This window comes from Bradyrhizobium guangdongense (genome assembly GCF_006483445.1).
Taxonomy (GTDB): domain Bacteria; phylum Pseudomonadota; class Alphaproteobacteria; order Rhizobiales; family Xanthobacteraceae; genus Bradyrhizobium; species Bradyrhizobium guangdongense_A.
In genome coordinates, this window is record NZ_PPPT01000042.1 from 1 (window position 1) to 23,208 (window position 23,208).

The following is a 23,208-nucleotide window of genomic DNA, read 5'->3' on the forward strand; positions in this document are numbered from 1 at the left end:
CGGCCATCCACGACCTTCGTTCGGCACAAAGAACGTGGATGCCCGGGAGAAGCCCGGGCATGACGACCTCTTGGGCCGAGATTCGAGGCCTCAGTTCGCGGCCATGAAGATGGAGAGGCCGAAGCCGGTGAGATGGTGCAGCGCCTGGTCGACGCCGATCACGGTCCAGAACCAGGGGTGCTCCTGGTTGACGCCGAGATTGGCCGACACCAGCCCCTTGGCGCGGTCGACCGTGATGTGGATGGCGAAGTCGATGAAGGCCACGAACCAGAACTTCGGCGCAAAGATCAGGATCAGCGGCAGCGCAACTGCAAGGTGAATCAGGCAATGCGTCAGCAGCGGCAGTGCCCAGCCGTGCTTCTGGTCCTTGCCGTGGGCCATCCAGGAATTTTGCAGCACGAAGTCGGCGATGATGTGCTTGAACGTGAGCAGCAACATCCAGCCAATGAGCGCGTCGACCGGAACCGCCGATGACATGGGTGGAAACGACAAAGCTGGACGCCCTCATGACGTGGAAACGGAAATTATGGAGCGTTCAGCGCAGCTTCTTGTTGGGCCCGGTTGGGATCACCGAGGTTGGGGTTTTATGACATTTCCCGCGCCGGATTGCATCCGGGGGAACCGGAAAATCGCACAGTGTGGCCGAACGGCGATAGGGGTTAAGGTTACCTCCGGCTCGAAATTTGCTTTCTGGCGCCGGACGGCTATCATCCCCAAGTCGAGACTAGCGCGTTCATTTTTCAGGCGTTTACGATTTTTTCGGGCGCCCGCACGGACACTTCGCCGATGCCGCCGCCCGGCAACCGGATAAGGCCGGAGTGCTGCCATGAGTGCTGAAGGCCCCATGCCCGCCAACGACCAGCCCCCGTCGCGGCCCAAGGTGATCAAGACCAACCAGCAGCAGGTCTTGCTGTACGTCGTGGCAACCCTGATCCTGTCGCTCATCACCGTCTGGGGCGGCCGGACCCTGCTGCGGAATTCGGAGACGCTGACCTTTGCGGTCGGCGATCCCGGCAGCGACCAGGCCCGCTTTGCGGCCAAGCTCGCCGATGTCCTGAAGAACAACACCTCGCGCTTCCGGCTGAAGATCGTCAACAATCCGGACAATGCCAAGGCTCTTGCCCAATTCGACCGCAAGCAGGCCGACCTCGCCATCGCCAGGACCGACAACAAGGTGCCGTCGCGCGCAAGGACCCTGGCGATCCTGGAGCACGACCTCGTGCTGCTGCTCGGCCCCGGCAACAAGAAGATCAAGTCGCTTGCCGAGCTGAAGAAGAAGAAGGTCGCCGTCATCGCCGAGAACGACTCGTCGCTTGCCTTCGTGCGCGCGCTGCTGGACGCCCCCGAGGGCTCGGAGGCCGCGGCTAAGATCCAGATGGCGCCGCAGGGCATCCCGCTCGACAAGCTGTTCTCGCCCGGCGGCAACGGCGCCGTCATCGCCATCGTCCATGCCTCGAAGGCGGTGCGGGACAAGGGCTATGAGCAGGTCGCCAAGCGCGGCGGCTTCACGCTGAACGCCATCGACGAATCCAAGGCGCTGGCGCGAAAAATCCCCGGCATCTTCGACGAGACGCTGACCGCCGGCACGCTGTCGGCCTCGCCGGAAATTCCCGACGACGATCTCGAAACCATCGGGCTGGAATGGCTGCTGATCACGCAATCGAAGATGTCGCTGACCTCGGCCGGCGAGCTCGCCCGCATCATCTATGAGAACAAGTCCGAGCTGGGCCTCGAGAACGGCTTTGCGACGCGGATCGAGCCGGCCTCCGTCGAGAAGGACGCCTTCGTGATGGCGCACCAGGGCGCCGCCGACTACATCAACGACGACACCAAGTCGTTCATGGATAAGTACAGCGACATGATGTATCTGGGCGGCGGCGCGCTCGGCGTCATCGGCTCGATCTTCGCCACGATCTACGCCAAGATCACACGCGTCGCCCCTGAAAGAGCCGGCCAGCTCTCCACCGCCATCCTCGACATCGGCGAACGCATCGAGCATGCGCATTCGCTGGACGAGCTCGAATGCCTGCAGGAGGAGCTCGAAGGCATCCTGCGCGGCGCCATCGTGGGACTGCGAGACGGCTCGATAAGTACCGACGGCCTCGATACGTTCAAGCTCGGCTACGAGTTCGTCCGCGACGAGATCGGCATGCGCCGCGACTATCTCAAGCGCCACGCGAGCGACAAGCGACAGGCCGAAGCGGAGGCCGATAAACGTCAGGCCGAAGCCGACAAGGCAGCCCTGCCCAATGACGACACCAATGTCGTGGTGGTGAAGACCGCGCACAGCGCCTGAGCCGCGGCGCGCCCTGCTCCTTACCCTAAGTCCGTGCCCAAAGGGCACCGGCCGCCGGCGGAACCGGATGAACGCGCGATCGTTGTCTCCGGTTCAACCGGAGATCGCACCATGCGGACACTCCTCGTGCTGATCCTGCTGGCCATGCTGAGCGCGGCCGGCTACTTCGCCTATTCCGCCATGGCGGTCGACGGCGATCCGATTCCGACCGAAGGCTACATTGCCCTCACCCTCGGCGCGGCCTTCTCGGTGGCCGTCGGCGTCGGACTGATGACGCTGCTGTTCGTCAGCAGCCGCCGCGGCTACGACGAGCCCCCGCATTACGAATAGCGGCCGACACTGCACCTGCGAGAAACGACCGGTCGTTGACGGGCCCTGCCGGCCCGGGCAGTTTGGGGGATAAGTCCCAGCCGGGACAAAGCCATTTACCCAAGCACCGGGCCACCCTCGCCGCATGTCGAAACCGCTGATCCCCGTTCTGGCGCAGTTCGTGGCCGCCACGGCCGGCCGCAACATGACCCGGGCGGCCTATGTGGCTGTCACGGCCGGCGTCGTGACCATGGTGCTGCTGACGGTCAATCCGGCCTATGAGGCGGCGCACCATTGGGTCGACGCCGTGCTGTGGGCGTGCCTCGCCTATTTCGTGTTCGAATGGGTGGTGCGGCTGCGCCATATGGCGGGGCAGCAACGCCTGCCGCTCTATCTGAGCTCGAGCGCCGGCATCGTCGATGCGATCGGCGCGCTGGCCATTCCCCTCGCCCTCCTGGTGGGGGTCGAGCCCAAAACGGCGTGGCTGCTGAGCGTGCTCTGGGTGCTGAAGGTGGTGCCGGGCATTCCCGGCCTGCGGCAGCTCCGCCGCGTGCTGGTGCTGGAATCCGGCCCGCTGCTCAGCGTGCTCGTGATCTTCCTGATGGTGGTGCTGCTCGCCTCCGTCGCCGAATATTTCCTCGAACACGAGGTGCAGCCGCAGACCTTTGGCAGCGTGCCGTCCGCGCTGTGGTGGGCGGTGGTGACGCTGACCACGACCGGCTATGGCGACGTCGTTCCGGTGACGCCGCTCGGGCGCCTGATCGCTGGCCTCGTGATGATCTCCGGCCTCGGCGTGTTCGGGCTCTGGACCGGTATTCTGGCGACCGGCTTTGCCGCCGAAACGCGGCGCGACAATTTTCTCAAGACCTGGGAGACCGTCAGCAACGTGCCGTTCTTCGCAGCGCTTGGACCCGCGGCGATCGCCGACGTCACCCACATGCTGCGCACGATGGACCTGCCCGCGCGCACCATGATCATCCGCAAGGGCCAGCAGGGCGACTGCATGTATTTCATCGCCTCGGGCGAGGTCGCGGTCGATCTGCCCGGCAAGAAGGTGCAGCTCGGTGAGGGCGCCTTCTTCGGCGAGATGGCGTTGCTCGGCAACAATGTCCGCGGCGCGAACGTCACGACCACGAAAGTGTCGCGGCTGCTGGTGCTCGACCTCGTCGATTTCCGCGTGCTGATGGCGCGGCATCCGGATCTTGCCGAGACCATCGATGCCGAGGCCAAGCGGCGCACGCTGGAAAACAAATAGCCGAAAGAAAAAGAAACGGAGACGACCATGTCCGACGCGGCCGAGACCGCCAGCGCCCCTGTCCTCAGCATTGACGGTGCGCGCGCCACCATCCGCCTCAACCGTCCCCGGCATCTCAACCGGCTTCAGGCCGAGGATCTCGGCGGGCTGATAAAGCTGTTCGACCGGATCGAGGCCGATCCCGCGATCCGCGTACTGGTGCTGACCGGCACGGGCCGCGCCTTCTCGGCAGGCTACGATCTCAACTCGGTCGCCGAGCGCGCGGTCAGCGCCAACGAGCAGCAGAGCGCGGGCTCGGCCTTCGAGGTCGTCGTCAATCGCCTGGAGGATCTCGGCGTGCCGACGATCTGCCGGCTCAATGGCGGCGTCTATGGCGGCTCGACCGATCTCGCGCTCGCCTGCGACTTCCGCATCGGCGTCGACACATCAGAGATGTTCATGCCGGCGGCGCGGCTCGGGCTGCATTACTACACGAGCGGCATCAAGCGCTACGTGACGCGGCTCGGCGTCGACAACGCCAAAAAGCTGTTTCTGACCGCGCAAAAAATCAGCGCGCCGGAAATGCTGCGCATCGGCTACCTCACCGCCATGGTTGCCGAGGAGCTTCTGGACGAGGAAGTCGACAGGCTGGCGACCGTGCTCGCCGGCAATGCGCCGCTGGCAATGCGCGGCATGAAGCGCGCCATCAACGAATTCGCCCGCGGCGAGCTCGATGAGGCGGCCGCCGACCAGCGCCACCGCGAAAGCATGCGCGGCGACGAGATCAAGGAAGGCATCAAGGCGTTTGCGGAGAAGCGGGCGCCGAAGTTTTGAGGGGGGCGGTTCGTGTGAGGAGCGCAAGCACGTTCCACACTCTCGGTGTCGTCCTGGCCTAGTGCGCAATTGCGCACGGGGGCCAGGACCCATAACCCCAGGGAGAGGTTGTAGCGCGAAGCTGGTAACCACGAGTCTTCGCCAAACGTCTCCCTGTGGTTATGGATCCCGGATCGGCGCGCGCTTGTTGCGCGCTTGTCCGGGACGACGAGTGGAGATTAACGCTACGGCGTCAGCACGAACTCGCCCGTCGGTCCGCGCCATGGCGCGAAAAGCCTGACGGCGCGCAACATGCGCGTTCCCACGAAACACTCCAGAAACACGATTCCTGACCACGCGCGTGAACGCATCGCGCCGTCGTGCCGACGGAGAAGCAGGGACGCAACAACGGCCTCGTGCCACACTGGAGAATGACAATGTTTCGTAAGCTTGCCCTTGGTCTGATCGCTGCCGGTTCGCTCGGCGCCGCCGCTCTTGCCCCCAGCGCGGCCTCCGCGCATGGCATCGGTTTCCATCATCACTGGAGCCCCTACTGGGGCGTTGGCGGCCTGTACATCAACACCGGCGTCAGCAACTGCTACCAGGAGCGCCTGGTCCAGACCCGTCACGGCCTGCGCGTTCGCCTCGTGAACGTCTGCGGTTACACTGCATTCTGATCCAACGAATCTTGCAAAGAAGCCCCGGCCGCATGGCGGCCGGGGTTTTCGTCTCCGGCCCACCGATCGAGCGCTTTGCGCGCTCGATCTCGATGATGTCGCCAATCATGTTCCCCTATCCCGCGAGCCGACCGCCGTCTCCATTCGGTTCGGTTGACCGATCGACGAAGAGCGAATGCTGCGCGACGAATGCGTTGCGCTGGGACACCCAATTCTCGGCCCGCGCGAGCTTCAGCGACGGTGCGAAGAAATACCCTTGAGCGATATCGCATCCGGCGTGCCGGACCCTGGCCAGCGCCTCGGGACTGTCGACGCCCTCGGCGACCACCTTCATGTTGAAGGCACGCGCGAGCCCGACGGATGCGTCGATGATCTTCATCATGTCGTCGTCGGTTTCGCAGCCCTTGACGAAGCACTGGTCGATCTTGAGTTCATTGAACGGCAGTCTCGCCAACGCGGCAAGCGACGAATAGCCGGTGCCGAAGTCATCGATCGCAGCGCCGATGTTCTTGATGCGGAGCCGCACCAGGATGTCGATGGCCCGATCGACATCCGCCATCGCGGTCGTCTCGGTCATCTCCACGATCAGAGCATGCGCCGGGACCTGCTCACGGCGCAGAATGTCTTCGATGCGTTCGGGCAGCGCCAGATCCGACATCAGTGCTGCCGAGACATTGACCGCGATCGTGAAGCCTGGATTTCGCTCGATCAGTTTCCGTCCCTGGGCGATCGCAGACGACAGAATGCAGTCGGTCATGGCAGGCATCAGACCGCACTGCTCCGCCATCGGGATGAACACGGCCGGCGACACGATGCCGAGGTCGCGAGCACACCAGCGCGCCAGGGCTTCCGCGCCCACCACCCGTCCACTTACGATGTCGACCTTGGGTTGGAATTCCACGCAAAGTTCACCACGGGCTATAGCGGTAGCGATGCGTTCGGGCGTGATGTTGGCCGACGTCTGGTCGGTCGCGGCGACGGCCGCGGCAGACCGGCGCGATTGAAGGGCGTCCCTCAACTGATCCAGATCGAGCGGCTTGGTCAGACCGGCCGCGACCGACAATCGCAATCCGTTCGCAAACCGCTTGGTCGAGTTCAGGATGCGGTCGTCACATCCGCTGATGATCACGATCGACATCGCGTGGAGCCCGCGATCCGCAACGATTCGCAACAATTCGACGCCGTCATGCTCGCCGAGAGACAAATCGAGCGTCATGACGTCGAAGGCGCCGCGCTGCAGCAAGCCGGCTGCGACCTCGAACGACGAGGCGGTCACGGTGTCGTAGCCAAGTTTCGCGCCAATCTTGCCGATGATACTTCGCTGGACGAGGTCGTCATCGACGACCAGCAGCCGCCCCATCGATTCGGTCGTTTGCCGTGCAATTACTCTCATCACGCAATCTCTAGGTTCGAGGGAAGCAGGACTGACCGCACATAATGCGAGGTCCTCTGAAATTCCTGACCGAGCAGACCGGTCGCATGGCGCAACTGGTCTGACGCCACGACGGCGGCCCCCTGCTCCAGTTCCAACGCCAGCGCGGACAATCGGGCAAAGCCGAAGGTTGCCGCAGAGCTCTTGATCCCGTGCGCCTCCTGGCGGATCAGCGCCGCATTCGCCGCGTCAGCGAGCATCAGATCGACCTTCCGCTGGGTGTCCTCCACGAACGCCGTGAGGACCTCGGCCGTATCCTCCGCTCCGAGTTCAGAAACGAGTTGGCGAAGCACGCTCTTGTCGAATGCCGGTGCGTCGGTCATGCGATCAACCTCTTGTCATGTGCGGCACTCTTGCGAAGCAGGGCCGCGCTCAACTGCTGCCGCGTGACCGGCTTGGTGACGAAATCGTTCATGCCGGCCGCGATGCACGCCAGTTGGTCCTGCTGACTCGCATTTGCCGTGAGGGCAATGATGTAGACGTCGCGCTCAGGCGGTGGGAGTTGCCGGATAGCGCGTGTTGCGGTGAGCCCGTCCATCTCGGGCATCATCATGTCCATCAGCACGAGGTCATAGGAGCCGTTCCTGACAGCCTCCAGCGCTTTCGCGCCGTTCTCGACCACATCCGGTTTTGACCCGAGCTTCTCGAGAAATTTTCGGATCACGAACTGGTTCGTGGTGTTGTCCTCCGCCACCAGCACGCGGAGCATGGTCAGATCGTCCACAGCGGAAGCGAACTGCGGCACGGTCCGGTCGGGAATGGATTTGCTTCCCGCTGAAGTCGAAACCTCGACCGAAAACCTGAACGTGCTGCCTCTTCGGGGTGTGCTCTCGACCGTGATGTCGCCTCTCATGCAGGTCACGAGGCGTTTGCAGATCGCCAATCCCAATCCGGTGCCGCCGAACCGGCGTGAGATCGAACTGTCGACCTGGGAGAACTCGCGGAACAGGAGGTTGATGGCATCGGGCGGGATTCCGACGCCGGTGTCGCGCACGGCAAATATCAGCTTTGTACGGCCTTCTCCCGCGGACTCGGCCGCGACCTTGACCTCGACGCTTCCGGTCTCGGTGAACTTGATAGCGTTGCCGACAAGATTGAAGAGGATCTGACGGATTCGCGCAGGATCGCCGACGGCCCGGCTGGGAACCTGGCTGTCGATCTCATAACTCAGGCGCAGGCTCTTCTCGTCGGCGCGCGGCATCAGGAGTTCGGTCGTCGCGATGACAGAGCGGCGGACATCGAACTCGACATGCTCGAGATCGAGCCGGTCAGCATCGAGTTTCGAGAAGTCGAGCACGTCGTTGAGAATCTGCAGGAGATAGTCCGCGGAATCGCGCAACGTCGTCGCGATCTTCTTCTGCTCCGAAGGCAATTGCGCCGAGATCAGGAGGTCCGCCATCCCGATCACGCCATTCATCGGCGTTCGGATTTCGTGGCTCATCATGGCCAAAAACTCCGAGCGTGCACGCGTGCCGGCCTCCGCGGCATCCCGCGATCTCGCCAGGCCCGCCTGATAGCGTATGATGAGAACGGCCACGACGCCGATGAACAGGCTGAGCAGGGCCGCTACTATAATGTTGCGATCCCTGTCGCGCCGGTCGGCCGCGAAGATTTCGTCGGACGCCTGACCGATCACCACCGCCAGCGGATAGTCCGTGACCTTGCGGAACGAGAACATGCGCTCGATGCCGTCGATCTGGCTGGGAGCCAGATAGGCGCCACTCGCCTCATGCTGAAGACGGTTCATCAGCGCGCCGCCTGCAATCGACGCTCCGACCACCAGTGGGCCGCTCGCGCCGCGGGCGCGGATGATGCCGTCGAGCCCGACCAGCGTCACGGCCCCCTTCCTTCCGATGTCGACTGAATCATAGAAGCGCGACAAATACGCGGGATCGAGCGAGACCACCACGACACCCGCAAACCCGCCATCTCGCGCGATGATCCGTCGCGTCAACTGGATCGACCACTTGTTGGACACGCGCCCGAAGATCGGTTTGCTGATGAAGAGGAAGTCGTCGGCGCTCTCGGCATGAACGCGGAAATGCTCGCGATCGTGCAGATCGAGACCTTTCATGCCGGGATCGATATTGCTCGTCAGCATGATCCCGTCCTTGCCGATGATCACGACCTGGAACGAGAAGTCCGACAGGAACTGGCTGTTCTTGGTCCACAGCGAGATGTCGAAATTTCCGGGATCCCTTGCGTAGGTGTCCCGTACATAGAGCAGGGTCTGGTCCGCCGCCCTGATCGAGCGGATGATCTGCTCCTCGAACGCCCGCGCCAGATTTGATCCGTTCTGCAAGGCCGCGCGTTCCGTGCGCGAGCGCTCTTCCGCGATACTGTAGAGAATTCCGATCCAGACCAGAGCGATCGCCGAGATAGCGAACAGTGCGCTGCCATAGAACCCGACCTGCCGCGAAAAGCGGTCAAGCCGGCTCGTCAGCCCTCTGTCGAGGCGTTGCGCGATGGAACGGAAGCTGGGCATCTGGTCTCCTTGGCCCGCAAAACCTAGACAAGGAGATTCGACTTGTAGTGAAAATCGTCGCCAAAAATTCCTGTATTCGACAACGAAGCGTTAGGTGTGACTCCCGCGACGACAGCAGCCGTTTAAGCCGTTGAATCCGATCACGATCTTCCAGCGCTTCAGCACCACGGCGCGGATGCGGTATCGGGGGGTGGATAGCGGCATAAATTTGCAGCTAGCGTGACGTAAAACGCCCTATCGGAATCAGGCAATTCCGGGCCGCCATTGGTTGCGGGCGTATCGCTCGCGGCCTTCGAAGGCACTCACTCGTCCAGAAACGTTACGGTCTCCGCGACGCTCGCGCGTGAGGTGCGGTAGCTGTTGACCTTGGCGGCGTGGTCGGCATAGCCGAACGAGATGCCGCAGACGACGCGGCGGTCGTCCGGCAGATTGAAGTGGCGGCGGATCAGGCCGGAGTGACGCGCCAGCGCGGCCTGCGGGATGGTGCCGAGGCCGAGCGCCTGCGCGGCCAGCATGAAGTTAGAGACGTAGGCGCCGCAATCGATCGCACCGTAAATACCGAGCGGCTCGTTGGTGTGAATGATCGCGACATGCGGCGCGCCGAAGAAATTGTAGTTCTCCAGCGCCTGCTTGGCGTAGGCCATCTTGTCGCCACGCGCGATGCCGAGCGTGTTGTAGAGCTGAAAGCCGCTCTCGCGGCGGCGCTCGAGATAGACGCCGACATATTCGCGGGGCGGCGTGAAATCGTGGTTGTCGCCAGCGCCGGAGGCGGCTTCCGCATAGATCGCCTTGCGAAACCGTTCCTTGGCCTCGCCGCTCGCGATCAGCACCTGCCAGGGCTGGCTGTTGCACCAGGACGCGGTGCGCTGCGCCGTCGTCAGCACGTGCTCGATGGTGGCGCGGTCGACTTCCCTGGGCAGGAAGGCGCGGACGGAGTAGCGCTCGTTGAGGAGCTCGTCGAGCACGCCGATGCGGTCGGAGGTGGAGTAGCGGGTGTTGGGCGACTTCGCATCCATGGAGATTGCTTTCTTCGTAGGGTGGGTTAGTTAGCCGAAGGCGTAACCCACCTCTTTCATTTCAGCGTCGGCAGAAGTGGTGGGTTACGCCGCGCGGATTGCGCTTCGCGCATCCGCTCGGCTAACCCACCCTACGGTTACCTACGATTACCTGCCCTTGGTCGGGATCTTGTTGAACGGTACGTCCTTGTCGACGCGGATGTCGCCGGGCAGGCCCAGCACGCGTTCCGCGATGATGTTGCGCAGGATCTCGTCGGTGCCGCCGGCGATGCGCATCCCGGGAGAGGACAGCAGCATCTGCTGGAACTGGCCCTGGACGGTTTCCTCCGCATCCCCGGTCAGCACGCCGGCAGCGCCCTGGAGGTCCATCGCGTAGGCCGCGATGTCCTGCAGCATCGTGCCCGATACCAGCTTGCCGATGGAGTTTTCGGGTCCGGGACGCTCGCCCTTCGACAGCGCCGAGATCGCGCGGTAGCTCGTATATTTGAGCCCGTTCGATTTGACCGCCCAGGTCGCGAGCTTCGAGCGCACGGCGGGATCGTCGATCGCAAGGCCGTCTTCCAGCATGAGGTTCGAGCAGAACTCGAACATCTCGGGGACGCCGGTCGCGAGCCGCGCGCCGATCGACATGCGCTCGTTCATCAGCGTGGTGAGCGAGACGTTCCAACCTTCGCCGACCGCGCCGAGCCGTTGGCTGTCCGGGATCACCACGTCGGTGAAATAGACCTCATTGAACTCCTGCATGCCGTTGGCCTGCTTGATCGGCCGCACCTCGACGCCTTTGCTCTTCATGTCGAGGAAGAACATGGTGAGGCCCTTGTGCTTCGGCACGTTGGGATCGGTGCGCGTGATCAGGAGGCCGTAGTCGGAGTAATGCGCGCCTGACGTCCAGATCTTCTGGCCGTTGATGATCCAGTTGTCGCCCTGCTTTTCCGCACGGGTACGCAGGCCCGCGACGTCGGAGCCGCCGGCGGGCTCGGAGAACAACTGGCACCAGATCTGCTCGCCGGAGGCGAGCTTCGGCAGATAGTGGCGCTTATGCTCCTCGCTACCCCAGGCCATCACGGTCGGGCCGCACATGCCCTCGCCGATCTGGAACGGCTGCGTCAGCTTGCCGTAGACGCCCTCTTCCTGCTGCCAGATCACCTTCTCGATCGGCGTGGCGCCGCGGCCGCCATATTCCTTCGGCCAGTGCAGGCAGGCCCAGCCGCCTTCGGCCTTCTTCTTCTGCCAGGCCTTGCCGACCTCGACCATGTCGTGCTTGGCAAGCCGGATGCGGCCGAGCGAGGATTTTGATAGCTCCTCCTCGAACTCCTTCGGCGCGTTGGCGGCGACCCATTTGCGGGCGGTGGCGCGAAATTCGGCTTCCTGCGGGGTGTCGTCGAAATTCATTTTCGAACTCTCCTCTCTCGTGCCCCGGACGCAGCGCAGCGCGAAGTGATGCGCTGCTGAGCCGGGGCCCATTGTGGCCTTCTGGTCCCGGCTCAGCGGCGCGGCATTTCATGCCGCACCGCGTCCGGGACACGATCAGTTTCTTCCCTTGGTCGGGATCTTGTTGAACGGCACGTCCTTGTCGACACGGATGTCGCCGGGCAAACCAAGCACGCGCTCGGCGATGATGTTGCGCATGATCTCGTCGGTGCCGCCTTCGACGCGCGTACCGGGCGCGCGCAGCAGCATGGCCTGGAAGCGGCCGGCGAGTTCGGCATCCTCCGGACCGCTGACGACGCCGCTCGCGCCTTGCAGGTCGAGCGCGTAGGTCGCGACGTCCTGGATCATGGAGCCCGCCACGAGCTTGCCGATGGAGTTTTCCGGACCGGGACGTTCGCCCCGGGACAGTGCCGAGATCGCGCGCATGCTGGTGTAGCGCAGGCCACTCGCCTTCACGGCCCAGCTCGCGAGTTTCGAGCGCACCGCGCGATCTTCGATCGCGGGACCGTCGTCGAGCATCAGGCTGGAGCAATACTCGAACAGTTCCGGAAAGCCGGTCGATACGCCGGCGCCGATCGCGCTACGCTCGTTCATCAGCGTGGTCAGCGAGACGTTCCAGCCGTCACCGACCTCGCCGAGGCGCTGATGATCGGGGATACGCACATTGGTGAAATAGACTTCGTTGAAGTCGGAGGCGCCGCTCGCCTGCTTGATCGGCCGCACCTCGACGCCAGGACTCTTCATGTCCAGGAAGAACATGGTGAGGCCCTTGTGCTTGGGCACGGTCGGATCGGTACGGGTGAGCAGGATGCCGTAGTCGGAATAATGCGCGCCCGAGGTCCAGATCTTCTGGCCGTTGATGACCCAGTCGTCGCCGTCCTTCTCCGCGCGTGTGCGCAAGCCCGCGACGTCGGAGCCGCCGGCGGGCTCGGAGAACAGCTGACACCAGACCTTCTCGCCCGAGGCGAGCGGCGGCAGATAGGTGCGCTTATGCTCCTCACGCGCGAACGCCATCATGGTCGGCCCGCACATGCCGTGACCGATGATGAACATGCCGGAGAGTTTCCCGAACGGGCCCTCCTCCTGCTGCCAGATCACGCGCTCGATCGGCGAGGCGCCGCGACCGCCATATTCCTTCGACCAGTGCAGGCAGGCCCAGCCGGCGTCAGCCTTCTTCTTCTGCCAGGCCTTTGCGACCTCGAGAATGCTCGCGTTCTTGAGCTGCGTGCGGCCGAGCGAGGACTTTTGCAGCTCCTCTTCATACTGCTTGGGCGCATTCGCGGCGATCCAGGCGCGTGCGGTGGCGCGGAACGCGGCTTCCTGCGGGGTGTCTTCGAAGTTCATGACGATGTCCTTCGCTTACGCCGCGTTCTTCTTGCGCATGCGGTCGATCAACTGATCTTCCCAATAGGACAGGCTGCCGAGCCCGAGCGCCATCGCGTTGGCGCGGCGGTAGTACATGTGGCAGTCGAACTCCCAGGTGAAACCCATGCCGCCGTGAACCTGGATGTTGTTCTTGGCGCAGTGCTGGAACGCCTGCGTCGCGCTGATGCGCGCGGCGGCGGCGGCCTCCGGAAGCTCCGACGCATTGGTCGAGAGCGCCCAGGCGCCATAATAGCTGTTGGAGCGCGCCAGCGTCGCCGACACATACATGTCCGCTAGCATGTGCTTGACCGCCTGGAACGAGCCGATCGGGCGGCCGAAGGCGATCCGGTCGAGCGCGTAGTCGCGGCCCATCTCCAGCGCGCGGTCGGAGCCGCCGACCTGCTCGAAGGCGCACAGCACGGCGGCGCGGTCGAGCACCTGCGAGAGAATGCTCCAGCCTTCGCCGGCGGCACCCAAGGGCTCGGCCTTGGTGTTCTTGAAGGTGAGCTCGGCCTGCCCGCGAGTCGGATCGAGATTGGTGAGGCTCTTGACCTCGACGCCGCCGGCCTTGAGATCAACGATGAACAGGGAAATGTCGTTCTCGCGACCGGTTGATCCGGTGCGCGCGGCGACCACCGCGAAATCGGCGATCGCGCCGTCGGCGACCGGCTTCTTCACGCCATTGAGCGTGCCGCCCGACGCCACGAGCTTGATGTTCTTCGGCGCCGGATTGCCCTTGCCTTCGAACAGCGCCAACGTGCCGATGGCTTCGCCCGAGGCGATGGCCGGGAGCCACTTCTTCTTCTGCGCGTCACTGCCGGCGATCAGCAACGCTTCGGCGGCAAGATAAACCGTGGAGGAGAACGGCACCGGCGCATTGGCGCGGCCCATTTCCTCGGCGATCACGCACAGCTCGAGATGGCCAGCGCCCGCGCCACCGAACTCTTCGGGGATCGCGACGCCGAGGAAGCCCATCTCGGCAAGGCCCTTCCAGAGCTCCTTGTCGTAGGGCGCCTTGCCGTCGAGCACGACACGGACTGCCTTGGGCGAGCATTTTTCGGCCAGGAACTTTCGCGCCTGATCGCGGAGCTGCTTTTGGTCGTCGGAGAAATCGAAGTTCATGGCGGCTACCTTCTTATTGTCTGTCAATGGAAACCGTCATTCCGGGGCGCGACGAAGTCGCGAGCCCGGAATCCATTTACCCGCGCGTCTTGCGGCCCGATGGATTCCGGGTTCGCGCTGCGCGCGCCCCGGAATGACGAATGGAGAGAGATGCGCTTTCATTTCAGCACGATCACATCCTGATCCGGCTTGTCGGCATAGAGCCGCTCGACCAGGGCGGCACGGCGCTCGAGGCCGGCGCGCTGGTTGATGTAGCCCTTGTCGGTGAGCTCGTTGCCGTCGATCGAGGGCGGCTCGGCCATCAGCATGGCGCGCGCGATCCGCATGCTGCTGCCGGTGGTCGAGGCGTTGTGCGCTTCGAGTCCGCGCTTGAAGCAGGCGACCACGTCGGGATGCTTTACGGCTTCTTCGAACGTCAGGTCCGGGTTGCCTACGAGCTGGCGGCAGGCGTGCAGGTTCGGCCAGGCGAGGAGCCCGATGAACGGACGATCTTGTCCGGCGACCAGCGCATCGTGCACGACCGGCGTTGCGGCTGCGATCGCATCGGTGCGGAGCGAGCCGACATGGACAAAGGTGCCGGTCGTGAGCTTGAAGTCCTCGACGACGCGGCCCGCGAAGATGATGCCCTGCACCGGGTCCTTGTCGTCGACAAAAATGCCGGCGTCGCCGATGCAGTAATAACCTTCCTCGTCGAACATCTTCTTGGTCAGCTCGGCTTGGCCGAAATAGCCGGGCGTGACGTTGACGCCGCGCAGCCGCAACTCGTATTTCGAGCCGCACGGCACCATCTTCAATTCGACGCCGGGGAACGGCAGGCCGATCAGGCCGACGCGCTCGGTGTCCCAATAGGTTCCGGTCGAGGTCGGCGCGGTCTCGGTCGAGCCCCAGCCAGTGTAGAACACGATGCGTTCGCCGGTGGTCTTCACCGCCAGCGCCTGCATCCGGTCGTAGAGATCGTCGGGCAGCCGCGCGCCGCCATAGGCCATGATGGAGAGATTCTTGAAGAAGGACCGGCAGAGCGCGTCGTCCTTTTCCATCGCCGCTGCCAGCGCGGCATAGCCGGCGGGCACGTTGGCGTAATAGGTCGGCGAGATCTCGCGCAGGTTCTTCAGCGTCTCCTCGAACTGGCCCGGCATCGGCCGGCCGTCGTCGATATAGAGCGTGCCGCCATCGACCAGGATCGGATGGAACGCGGCATTGCCGCCCATGGTGTGGTTCCACGGCATCCAGTCGAGCATGGTCGCGATCGGACCATCGGGCGAGCGCGGCCGCACCTGCATCATCATCGCAGCATTGGCGCACATCATCGCCTGGGTGTTGATGACGGCTTTTGGCATGCCGGTCGAACCCGAGGTGAACAGCAGCTTGCCGACGGTATCGGGCGTGATCTTTGCGATCGAGGCGTCGACATCTTTCGTCACGGGCGTCGCCGCAAGCTCGGCGAAGCTGACGCTCTTGATGCCCTCACAAGGACGCAGCACATGCACGACGGTGACGCCGGTGAGATCGAGCGCTTTCAGCGCCTTCTCGAAGGTCGGGCCGTCCTGCACCACCACGACGGCCGGCTTGATCAGGTCGAACAGGTATTTCAGCTTGACGTGATCGTGGCTCATCAGCGAGTAGGCCGGCGACACGGGTGCAGCCGGCGAGCGCGCCTGCATCGCGGCCTGCGTCATCAGCGCGTGCTCGATCGAGTTGCCGGAGAGGATCGTGACCGGGCGTCCTTCGATGCCGAGATTGAGCAAGCCTTGCGTCAGCGCATCCACGGTGCGCTTGGCTTCGCCGTAGGACACTTTTCGCCATTCACGATTCGGACCGCCGCGCTGCGCGAGCCAGATGCGCTCGGGCGCTTCCCTCGCCCATTTTGCGAGCGAAGCCGGAATGTGCTTCTCGTAAGACTGCAGCGGGATGCGCGACTTCAACACGACGGTGCCGTCGGCGCGCCGCTCGACGTCGATGTCGCGATCGATCCACTCGACCTTGCGAAAGGCGGGCTTTGTCATCACCGCCGCCGCATTCCCACTCATTTTGCGTCTCCCGGAATTATTGTTGTTTGCGGGTCGTCGTCGTTCAGCGCCTGATATAGACAGGCTTTCGCTTCTCAAGGAAGGCCCTGATGCCTTCCGAAAATTCTTCGGAGCGGCTGCACAGCACCTGGTTGCGATCCTCCATCGCGATCGCGGCTTCCAGCGAGCCGGCATCGACGCTGATGTTGAGGCATTCCTTGGACAGGCGCAGGCCCGTCGGCGAGGCCGTCATCATCGCATCGACATAGGGTTCGGCGGCAGCGTCGAGCTTATCCTCGTCAACGACTTCGGAGACGAGACCGACCGCGAGCGCGCGTTCGGCGCCGATGAAGCGTCCCGTGAGGATCAATTCCGACGCGACGGAGACGCCGACAAGGCGCGGCAAGAAATAGCTGGTGCCGATGTCGCAGCCGCCGAGGCCGAGCTTGATGAAGGCGCAGTTCATCCGCGCCGACTTCGTGGCGATGCGGATGTCGGAGGCGAGCGCCAGCGCAAAGCCGCCGCCGGCGGCCGCGCCCTGCACAAGCGAAATGATCGGCTGCGGACAGCGCCGCATCAGCATCACGATGTCGGCGATGCGCCGCTGCGAGTCCAGCGACTCGGTGACGCCGGGCGGCTCCTGCTGGCGGGCACGGCGCGCCATCGCAGCCTTGAGATCGAGGCCGGCGCAAAAATTCTTGCCGGCGCCACGCAGCACGACGACGCGGGTGTCGCGGTTGCGCTGCAAGCCCTGGAAATAGGCGTTGAGCGCATCGATCAGCGCGGGATCGAGGGCGTTGAGGTTTTCGGGCCGATTGAGCGTCACCCGGTCGACGCCGTCATTGTGCTCGATCAGCAGCGGTTGGGACATGCCGAGCCTTCCTCCATCCGCAACGTTGGTTTCTTTCTTACCCTCCCCTGGAGGGGGAGGGTCGGCTCACATTGAGCGCAGCGAAAATGTGAGACGGGGTGGGGTGACAGTCCCTCCGCGTCGAACAGTGCCCGAGTGGAGAGATCACCCCACCCCGCTCGCGCTGCGCGCGATCGACCCTCCCCCTCCAGGGGAGGGTAAGAGGAGCGCCCTACCTCGGCGCCATGCGGATGGCGCCGTCGAGGCGGATGGTTTCGCCGTTGAGCATGGGGTTCTCGACCATGTGCACGGCGAGCGCGCCGTATTCCTTGGCGTCGCCGAGGCGCTGGGGATGCGGCACCTGGGCGCCCAGGCTATTGCGGGCCTCTTCGCTCAGACCCATCAGGAGTGGCGTGAAGAACAGGCCGGGCGCGATGGTGTTGACGCGGATCTTGTGGCTCGCGAGATCGCGCGCGGCCGGCAAGGTCATCCCGACGACGCCCCCCTTCGAGGCGGCGTAGGCGATCTGGCCGATCTGGCCTTCGTAAGCGGCAACCGAGGCCGTGTTGATGATGACACCGCGCTCTTCACCGATCGGCTCGATGGTGACGAGGCGCTCGGCGAACAGGCGCAGGCAGTTGAACGTGCCGATGAGGTTGACGTTGATGATGCGCGCGAATCGATCCAGCGGATAGACGCCGTCGCGGCCGACGATGCGTCGCGAGCCGCCGATGCCGGCGCAGTTCATCAGCACGCGGGCGACGCCGTGCGCAGCTTCCGCCTTGGCGATCGCCGCCTTGATCTGCTCCTCGGAGGTGACGTCGGCATGCAGGGCAACGCCCTTCACCGCGGCGGCAACCTTCTCGGCGTTCTCCTTGTTCTGGTCGATGACGCCGATCCTGGCGCCCTTGGCCGCCATGGCATGCGCGGTCGCCTCGCCGAGGCCCGAACCACCGCCGGTGATGAGAACGGCTACGTCCTTCAATTGCATTGTGAGTACCTTTCCTTGGGCGTTTCTTCTCTGGACTTGAAAGAGTGCGGCCGGATCATCCGGCCGCGACGGCTTCCTCGGCTTGCGTGAGGATGCCACCGCAGATCAGCGTTTCCATGTGCTTGATGTATTGCCGGCAGACTTCATCGGTGACCGGACCGACGCCGGTCGCCCGCGACATCGCGTGCCGGCCGAAGAACAAATGATCGCAGGCGCCGATCAGGCTGGTGTAGAACAGCACCGGATCGGTCTGGCGGAACTCGCCGCGGGTGATGCCTTCGGCGAGGAGGCGGCGATGAAAGTCGAGCAGCGGCGCGACGAAGAACTTTGAGACTTCGTCGGCGGAGCCCGCGGTCGCCTCGTGCAGGAGATAGTGGATCAGCCGGTTCATGTAGGGGAACCGGTAATAGGCGCGGATGATGCCGCCGATATGCAGCTTCAGCTTGGCCGTCGGCGTGATCGGCTGCGCCAGCAGATATTCGAGATTGGAGAGTTCGGTCGCCGCGTCGCGCGCGAGCAGCGCCAGCAACAGGCCATCCTTGTTGCCAAAATGGTATTTCACCAGCGCGGCATTCGCGCCGGATTTTTGCGCGATGTCGCTCAAGGAGATCTCGATCGAGGAGCGTTCGATCATCAGCTCGCTCGCGGCCACCAGCAGCTTTTCGGCCGTGGAGTTCTTCGCCGCCGGGAGCCTGTTCGGTACGCTGGTAGTCACGGAGATCCCTGTCTGGTCGAAAGAGGCCGCAGATAAGCGCAAGCAGCGCCTCACCACAAGAGTTAATTGATCGATTGACTAAATGAGAGGCGACCCCTTAAATCCGCCCCCGACAACCCAAACTCATCCAGAAAAACAGGGAGAGACCGAAATGGCCGAGGCATACATCGTCGCCGCTGCGCGTACCGCCGGTGGGCGCAAGGGGGGCCGCCTCGCCGGCTGGCATCCGGCCGATCTCGCCGCAAAAGTGCTGGACGAGCTGGTCGACCGCACCAAGGTCGATCCCGCCCTGGTCGAAGACGTCATCATGGGCTGCGTGATGCAGGTCGGCGAGCAGTCCAACAATATCGCACGCAATGCCATCATGGCCTCGAAGCTGCCGGAGAGCGTGCCGGGCACCTCGATCGACCGCCAGTGCGGTTCCTCGCAGCAGGCGCTGCACTTTGCGGCGCAAGCCGTGATGTCCGGCACGATGGACGTTGTGATCGCCGCCGGCGTGGAGTCGATGACCCGCGTGCCGATGGGCCTGTCCTCGCAGCTCCCCGCCAAGAACGGTTTTGGCAATTACAAGAGCCCGGGCATCGAGCAGCGCTATCCCAACATCGTGTTCAGCCAGTTCACCGGCGCCGAGATGATGGCCGAGAAGTACGGCCTGTCGAAGGACGATCTCGACGAATACTCCTTCAACAGCCATCAGCGCGCGATCGCGGCCACGCAAGCCGGTCACTTCAAGAAGGAGATCGTGCCGCTCGAGATCGTCAGGGCCGACGGCTCCAAGGACACCCACCACATCGACGAGGGCATCCGCTTCGACGCCACGCTCGCAGGCATCAAGGGCGTCAAGCTGATCGCCGAGAACGGCAAGCTCACCGCTGCAAGCGCCAGCCAGATCTGCGACGGCGCCTCCGGCGTGATGGTCGTGAACGAGCGCGGCCTCAAGCAGCTCGGCGTCAAGCCGCTCGCCCGCGTCCACCACATGACCATGACCGGCGGCGATCCCGTGATCATGCTCGACGCGCCCCTCCACGCCACCAAGCGCGCGCTGGAGAAGGCCGGCATGACAATCGACGATATCGACCTGTTCGAGGTCAATGAAGCCTTTGCCTCGGTGCCGACCGGCTGGCTCAAGACCACAGGCGCCGATCCGGCGCGCCTCAACGTCAATGGCGGCGCGATCGCGCTCGGCCATCCCCTCGGCGGCTCCGGCACCAAGCTGATGACCACATTGGTGCACGCGCTGCACCAGCGCGGCAAGCGCTACGGCCTGCAGACCATGTGCGAAGGCGGCGGCATGGCGAATGTGACGATCGTGGAGCGGCTGTAGGGCTGTCTCCACTTGGATGGTGTCGTCCCGGACCAGCGCGCCCCAAGCGCGCGCCGATCCGGGACCCATAATCACAGGAGGCTGTGGTTATGCCGCGCTGGAGCCCCATCTCGTTTCAACGATCAAGGCCTGTGGTTATGGATCCCGGCCTTCGCCGGGATGACATCTTATTTGTTGCGAGACCTCGCCAATGACTCATCCGTCTGTTCACGCCCGCACCACCCCCGACAAGATCGCCTATCAGATGGCCTCGACCGGCAAGGCGATCACCTATCGCGAGCTCGACGAGCTCTCGAACCAGGGCGCCAACCTGTTCCGCTCGCTGGGGCTGAAGGCAGGAGACCACATCGCGCTGCTGATGGAGAACCGGCTGGCGTTCATGGAGATCTGCTGGGCCGCGCAGCGCAGCGGACTCTATTACACCGCGATCAGCCGCTACCTGAAGCAGGACGAGATCGACTACATCATCAAAGACTGCGGCGCCAAGGTCGTGATCACGACGCCGAAATGCGCCGACCAGATCAAGGATCTGATCAAGGGTGCAAAGGGCGAGCCCGTTTTCTACATGATGGACGAGCCGCTGCCCGGCTTCCGCTCCTACGACAAGGAGGCAGCGGCGCAGCCGACGACGCCGATCGCGGACGAGGTCGCGGGCTACGACATGCTGTACTCGTCGGGCACCACTGGCCGGCCCAAGGGCATCAAGAAGGACTTTGAAGGCAAGCCGATCGACGAGCCGAACGCGTTCCTGCGCGTGCTGTGCGCCGATATGTGCGGCATGAATGCGGAGAGCATCTATCTCTCGCCGGCGCCGCTCTATCACGCGGCACCTTTACGCTTCAACATGATGGCGATCACGCTGGGCGGCACCTCCATCATCATGGAGCATTTTGACGCCGAAGAGTTTTTGAAGCTGGTCGAGAAATACAAGGTGACGCAGTCGCAGCTCGTGCCGACCATGTTCGTGCGCATGCTGAAGCTGCCTGACGAGGTCCGCAATCGTTACAACGTCTCCACGCTGAAGGGCGCGATCCACGCCGCTGCGCCCTGCCCGGTCGACGTCAAGGCAAAGATGATCGAGTGGTGGGGACCGATCCTGATCGAGTATTACGCGGGCTCGGAAGGCAACGGCGTCACCGTCTGCAATTCCAGGCAATGGCTGGAGCATCGCGGCAGCGTCGGCCGCGCCGTGGTCGGCAAAATCAAGATTCTGGACGAGAACGACGAGGAGCAGCCGACAGGCGAAATCGGCACCGTCTATTTCGCGGACGCGCCGGTGTTCTCCTATCACAACGACCCCGACAAGACGAAGAAGGCCTACAACGCCAAGGGCTGGTCGACGCTCGGCGATGTCGGCTTCCTCGACAAGGACGGTTTTCTGTTCCTCACCGACCGAAAATCCTACATGATCATCTCCGGCGGCGTGAACATCTATCCGCAGGAGACCGAGGACGTGCTGATCACGCACCCCGAGGTCGCCGATGTCGCGGTGTTCGGCGTGCCGAACGAGGAGATGGGCGAAGAGGTCAAGGCCGTGGTGCAGCCGCACGACATGAATCGCGCCGGCAAGGAGCTCGAGGCTGATCTGATCGCCTACTGCAAGACACGGCTGTCGGCGATCAAGTGCCCGCGCTCGATCGATTTCGAAGCCGAGCTGCCGCGCACCCCGACGGGCAAGCTGGTGAAGCGGCATCTGCGCGACAAATACTGGCCGAAAAGCGCAGTGAAGATTTAGGGACTCCCCATCAACATCGTCATTCCGGGGCGACGCGCCAGCGTCGAGCCCGGAATCCATGGAACGACCGGTTCTGGCGCGCGATGGATTCCGGGCTCGCGCATTCGCGCGCCCCGGAATGACGAGCATTTCGGGTTGGCGCAGCGTCAAAGCAATTCCGTCATGCCCGGGCTTGTCCCGGCCATCCACGTTCTTACAATCCGTCAGCGAAAAAGAGCGTGGATGGCCGGGACAAGCCCGGCCATGACGAGGAAACATCATGGCCGATCTCCCCGACATCCCCCTGCCCGCCGGCATTCGCTCCCGTTATGTCGAGAACATCAACGGCTTGCGCATGCATGTGCTGGAGGCCGGCTACGAAACCAGAGGCCGCCGTTGCGTGCTGCTGCTGCACGGCTTTCCGGAGCTTGCCTTCTCCTGGCGCAAGGTGATGCCGCGGCTTGCCGCAGCCGGCTATCACGTCATCGCGCCGGATCAGCGCGGTTATGGCCGCACCACCGGGTGGACCGCGGATTACGATGACGACCTCGCGCCGTTCCGGCTGTTCAACCTGGTGCGCGATGCGCTCGGGCTGGTGGCGGCGTTCGGCTACAAAAGCGTCGATGTCGTCGGGCACGATTTTGGCAGCCCGGTCGCGACCTGGTGCGCGCTGATGCGCCCCGACGTATTCCGCTCGCTCACGATGATGAGCGCGCCCTTTGGCGGCGCGCCGCCGCTGCCGTTCAACACGGTGGATGCGCCGGCGAAGCCACCCGTCGACGATCCCGTGCACCGCGAGCTCTTAGGCCTGCCGCGGCCGCGAAAGCATTACCAATGGTACTATTCGACACGCGAAGCGGATGCCGACATGCATCGCGCGCCGCAGGGCGTGCATGACTTCTTGCGCGCCTATTATCATCACAAGAGCGCCGACTGGGCCGACAACAAACCCTATCCGCTAAGATCGTGGTCGGCGGCCGAGCTGGCAAAACTGCCGACCTACTACGTGATGGACGCCGCCGAGACCATGGCGGAGACGGTGGCGAAGGAGATGCCGTCGGCGGCTGCGATCGCCGCCAACACATGGCTGCCGGACAGCGAGCTCGCGTTCTACAGCGCCGAGTATACGCGCACCGGATTCCAGGGCGGGCTGCAATGGTATCGCTGCGGCACATCAGGCGTCTTCAACAACGAGCTGCAGCTCTTGTCGGGGCGCACGATCGACGTGCCGTCCTGCTTCATCTCGGGCAAGCAGGACTGGGGCACGTACCAGCGGCCCGGCGTGTTCGAGGCGATGCAGAAGACTGCGTGCACCAACATGCGCGGCTGCCATCTCGTCGACGGCGCCGGCCATTGGGTGCAGCAGGAGCAGCCGGAAGCGGTCAGCCGGATACTGATCGACTTCCTCGCACTGACCCGCGCATAGGC

20 protein-coding genes are annotated in these 23,208 nt (G+C 63.9%); 8 read left to right on the forward strand and 12 right to left on the reverse strand.

The window, feature by feature from the left end; all coding sequences use genetic code 11:
- Positions 1–90 precede the first annotated feature (90 nt).
- Positions 91–438 (reverse strand): DUF3307 domain-containing protein, encoded by a 348-nt coding sequence (locus tag C2U70_RS06775; RefSeq protein WP_186294101.1) that lies wholly within the window; start codon positions 436–438, stop codon positions 91–93.
- Positions 439–826: 388 nt separating this feature from the next.
- Here C2U70_RS06775 and C2U70_RS06780 point away from each other — a divergent pair, with 388 nt between their 5' ends.
- The 5 genes from C2U70_RS06780 (at position 827) to C2U70_RS06800 (ending at position 5,329) form a co-directional block, all read left to right on the forward strand.
- Positions 827–2,296, forward strand: a complete 1,470-nt coding sequence (locus C2U70_RS06780; protein ID WP_140977235.1) for a TAXI family TRAP transporter solute-binding subunit — start codon at positions 827–829, stop codon at positions 2,294–2,296.
- Between the two features lie 111 nt (positions 2,297–2,407).
- Positions 2,408–2,626 carry a hypothetical protein gene (locus C2U70_RS06785; RefSeq protein WP_140977236.1) on the forward strand — a complete coding sequence of 73 codons (219 nt, stop codon included), beginning with the start codon at positions 2,408–2,410 and terminating at the stop codon, positions 2,624–2,626.
- A 124-nt stretch (positions 2,627–2,750) separates the two neighbouring features.
- Positions 2,751–3,860 (forward strand): cyclic nucleotide-gated ion channel, encoded by a 1,110-nt coding sequence (locus tag C2U70_RS06790; RefSeq protein ID WP_140977237.1) that lies wholly within the window; start codon positions 2,751–2,753, stop codon positions 3,858–3,860.
- 27 nt (positions 3,861–3,887) lie between these two features.
- On the forward strand, positions 3,888–4,673 hold the full coding sequence (locus tag C2U70_RS06795; protein ID WP_140977238.1) for an enoyl-CoA hydratase/isomerase family protein: 786 nt from the start codon (positions 3,888–3,890) through the stop codon (positions 4,671–4,673).
- Between the two features lie 416 nt (positions 4,674–5,089).
- Positions 5,090–5,329 (forward strand): hypothetical protein, encoded by a 240-nt coding sequence (locus C2U70_RS06800; protein WP_140977239.1) that lies wholly within the window; start codon positions 5,090–5,092, stop codon positions 5,327–5,329.
- Positions 5,330–5,444: 115 nt separating this feature from the next.
- On the opposite strand, the gene C2U70_RS06805 is transcribed toward C2U70_RS06800, so the two are convergent.
- The 11 genes from C2U70_RS06805 to C2U70_RS06855 form a co-directional block, all read right to left on the reverse strand.
- Positions 5,445–6,722 carry an EAL domain-containing response regulator gene (locus tag C2U70_RS06805; RefSeq protein WP_140977240.1) on the reverse strand — a complete coding sequence of 426 codons (1,278 nt, stop codon included), beginning with the start codon at positions 6,720–6,722 and terminating at the stop codon, positions 5,445–5,447.
- Positions 6,722–7,084 carry an Hpt domain-containing protein gene (locus tag C2U70_RS06810; protein ID WP_140977241.1) on the reverse strand — a complete coding sequence of 121 codons (363 nt, stop codon included), beginning with the start codon at positions 7,082–7,084 and terminating at the stop codon, positions 6,722–6,724. The genes C2U70_RS06805 and C2U70_RS06810 overlap by 1 nt, the downstream gene beginning before the upstream one ends.
- Entirely contained in the window at positions 7,081–9,246 is a 2,166-nt protein-coding gene (locus tag C2U70_RS06815) for a hybrid sensor histidine kinase/response regulator (protein ID WP_140977242.1), read from the reverse strand. The genes C2U70_RS06810 and C2U70_RS06815 overlap by 4 nt, the downstream gene beginning before the upstream one ends.
- Before the next feature lie 302 nt (positions 9,247–9,548).
- Positions 9,549–10,262 (reverse strand): nitroreductase, encoded by a 714-nt coding sequence (locus C2U70_RS06820; protein WP_140977243.1) that lies wholly within the window; start codon positions 10,260–10,262, stop codon positions 9,549–9,551.
- Positions 10,263–10,409: 147 nt separating this feature from the next.
- Positions 10,410–11,654, reverse strand: coding sequence for an acyl-CoA dehydrogenase (locus C2U70_RS06825; protein ID WP_140977244.1), 1,245 nt, complete (start codon positions 11,652–11,654; stop codon positions 10,410–10,412).
- A gap of 135 nt (positions 11,655–11,789) precedes the next feature.
- Positions 11,790–13,037: an acyl-CoA dehydrogenase gene (locus C2U70_RS06830; RefSeq protein ID WP_140977245.1), complete on the reverse strand. Its 1,248-nt coding sequence runs from the start codon at positions 13,035–13,037 to the stop codon at positions 11,790–11,792.
- Positions 13,038–13,052: 15 nt separating this feature from the next.
- Positions 13,053–14,180, reverse strand: coding sequence for an acyl-CoA dehydrogenase family protein (locus C2U70_RS06835; protein ID WP_140977246.1), 1,128 nt, complete (start codon positions 14,178–14,180; stop codon positions 13,053–13,055).
- A gap of 158 nt (positions 14,181–14,338) precedes the next feature.
- Positions 14,339–16,207: an AMP-binding protein gene (locus tag C2U70_RS06840; RefSeq protein ID WP_140977247.1), complete on the reverse strand. Its 1,869-nt coding sequence runs from the start codon at positions 16,205–16,207 to the stop codon at positions 14,339–14,341.
- 43 nt (positions 16,208–16,250) lie between these two features.
- Positions 16,251–17,057 (reverse strand): enoyl-CoA hydratase/isomerase family protein, encoded by an 807-nt coding sequence (locus C2U70_RS06845; protein ID WP_140977248.1) that lies wholly within the window; start codon positions 17,055–17,057, stop codon positions 16,251–16,253.
- Between the two features lie 211 nt (positions 17,058–17,268).
- The gene (locus C2U70_RS06850) at positions 17,269–18,027 is read right to left on the reverse strand and encodes an SDR family NAD(P)-dependent oxidoreductase (RefSeq protein WP_140977249.1); all 759 of its coding nucleotides are present in this window, start codon (positions 18,025–18,027) and stop codon (positions 17,269–17,271) included.
- 55 nt (positions 18,028–18,082) lie between these two features.
- On the reverse strand, positions 18,083–18,742 hold the full coding sequence (locus C2U70_RS06855; protein WP_186294100.1) for a TetR family transcriptional regulator: 660 nt from the start codon (positions 18,740–18,742) through the stop codon (positions 18,083–18,085).
- Between the two features lie 151 nt (positions 18,743–18,893).
- Between C2U70_RS06855 and C2U70_RS06860 the strand changes: the two genes are divergently transcribed.
- The 3 genes from C2U70_RS06860 to C2U70_RS06870 all read left to right on the forward strand — a co-directional run bounded on the left by C2U70_RS06860 (position 18,894) and on the right by C2U70_RS06870 (position 23,206).
- Positions 18,894–20,066 carry an acetyl-CoA C-acetyltransferase gene (locus tag C2U70_RS06860; RefSeq protein ID WP_140977250.1) on the forward strand — a complete coding sequence of 391 codons (1,173 nt, stop codon included), beginning with the start codon at positions 18,894–18,896 and terminating at the stop codon, positions 20,064–20,066.
- Positions 20,067–20,256: 190 nt separating this feature from the next.
- Positions 20,257–21,801, forward strand: coding sequence for an acyl-CoA synthetase (locus C2U70_RS06865; protein ID WP_140977251.1), 1,545 nt, complete (start codon positions 20,257–20,259; stop codon positions 21,799–21,801).
- 259 nt (positions 21,802–22,060) lie between these two features.
- A complete protein-coding gene (locus C2U70_RS06870) occupies positions 22,061–23,206 on the forward strand; it encodes an alpha/beta hydrolase (RefSeq protein WP_140977252.1) in 1,146 nt (381 codons plus the stop codon).
- Positions 23,207–23,208: the final 2 nt, after the last annotated feature.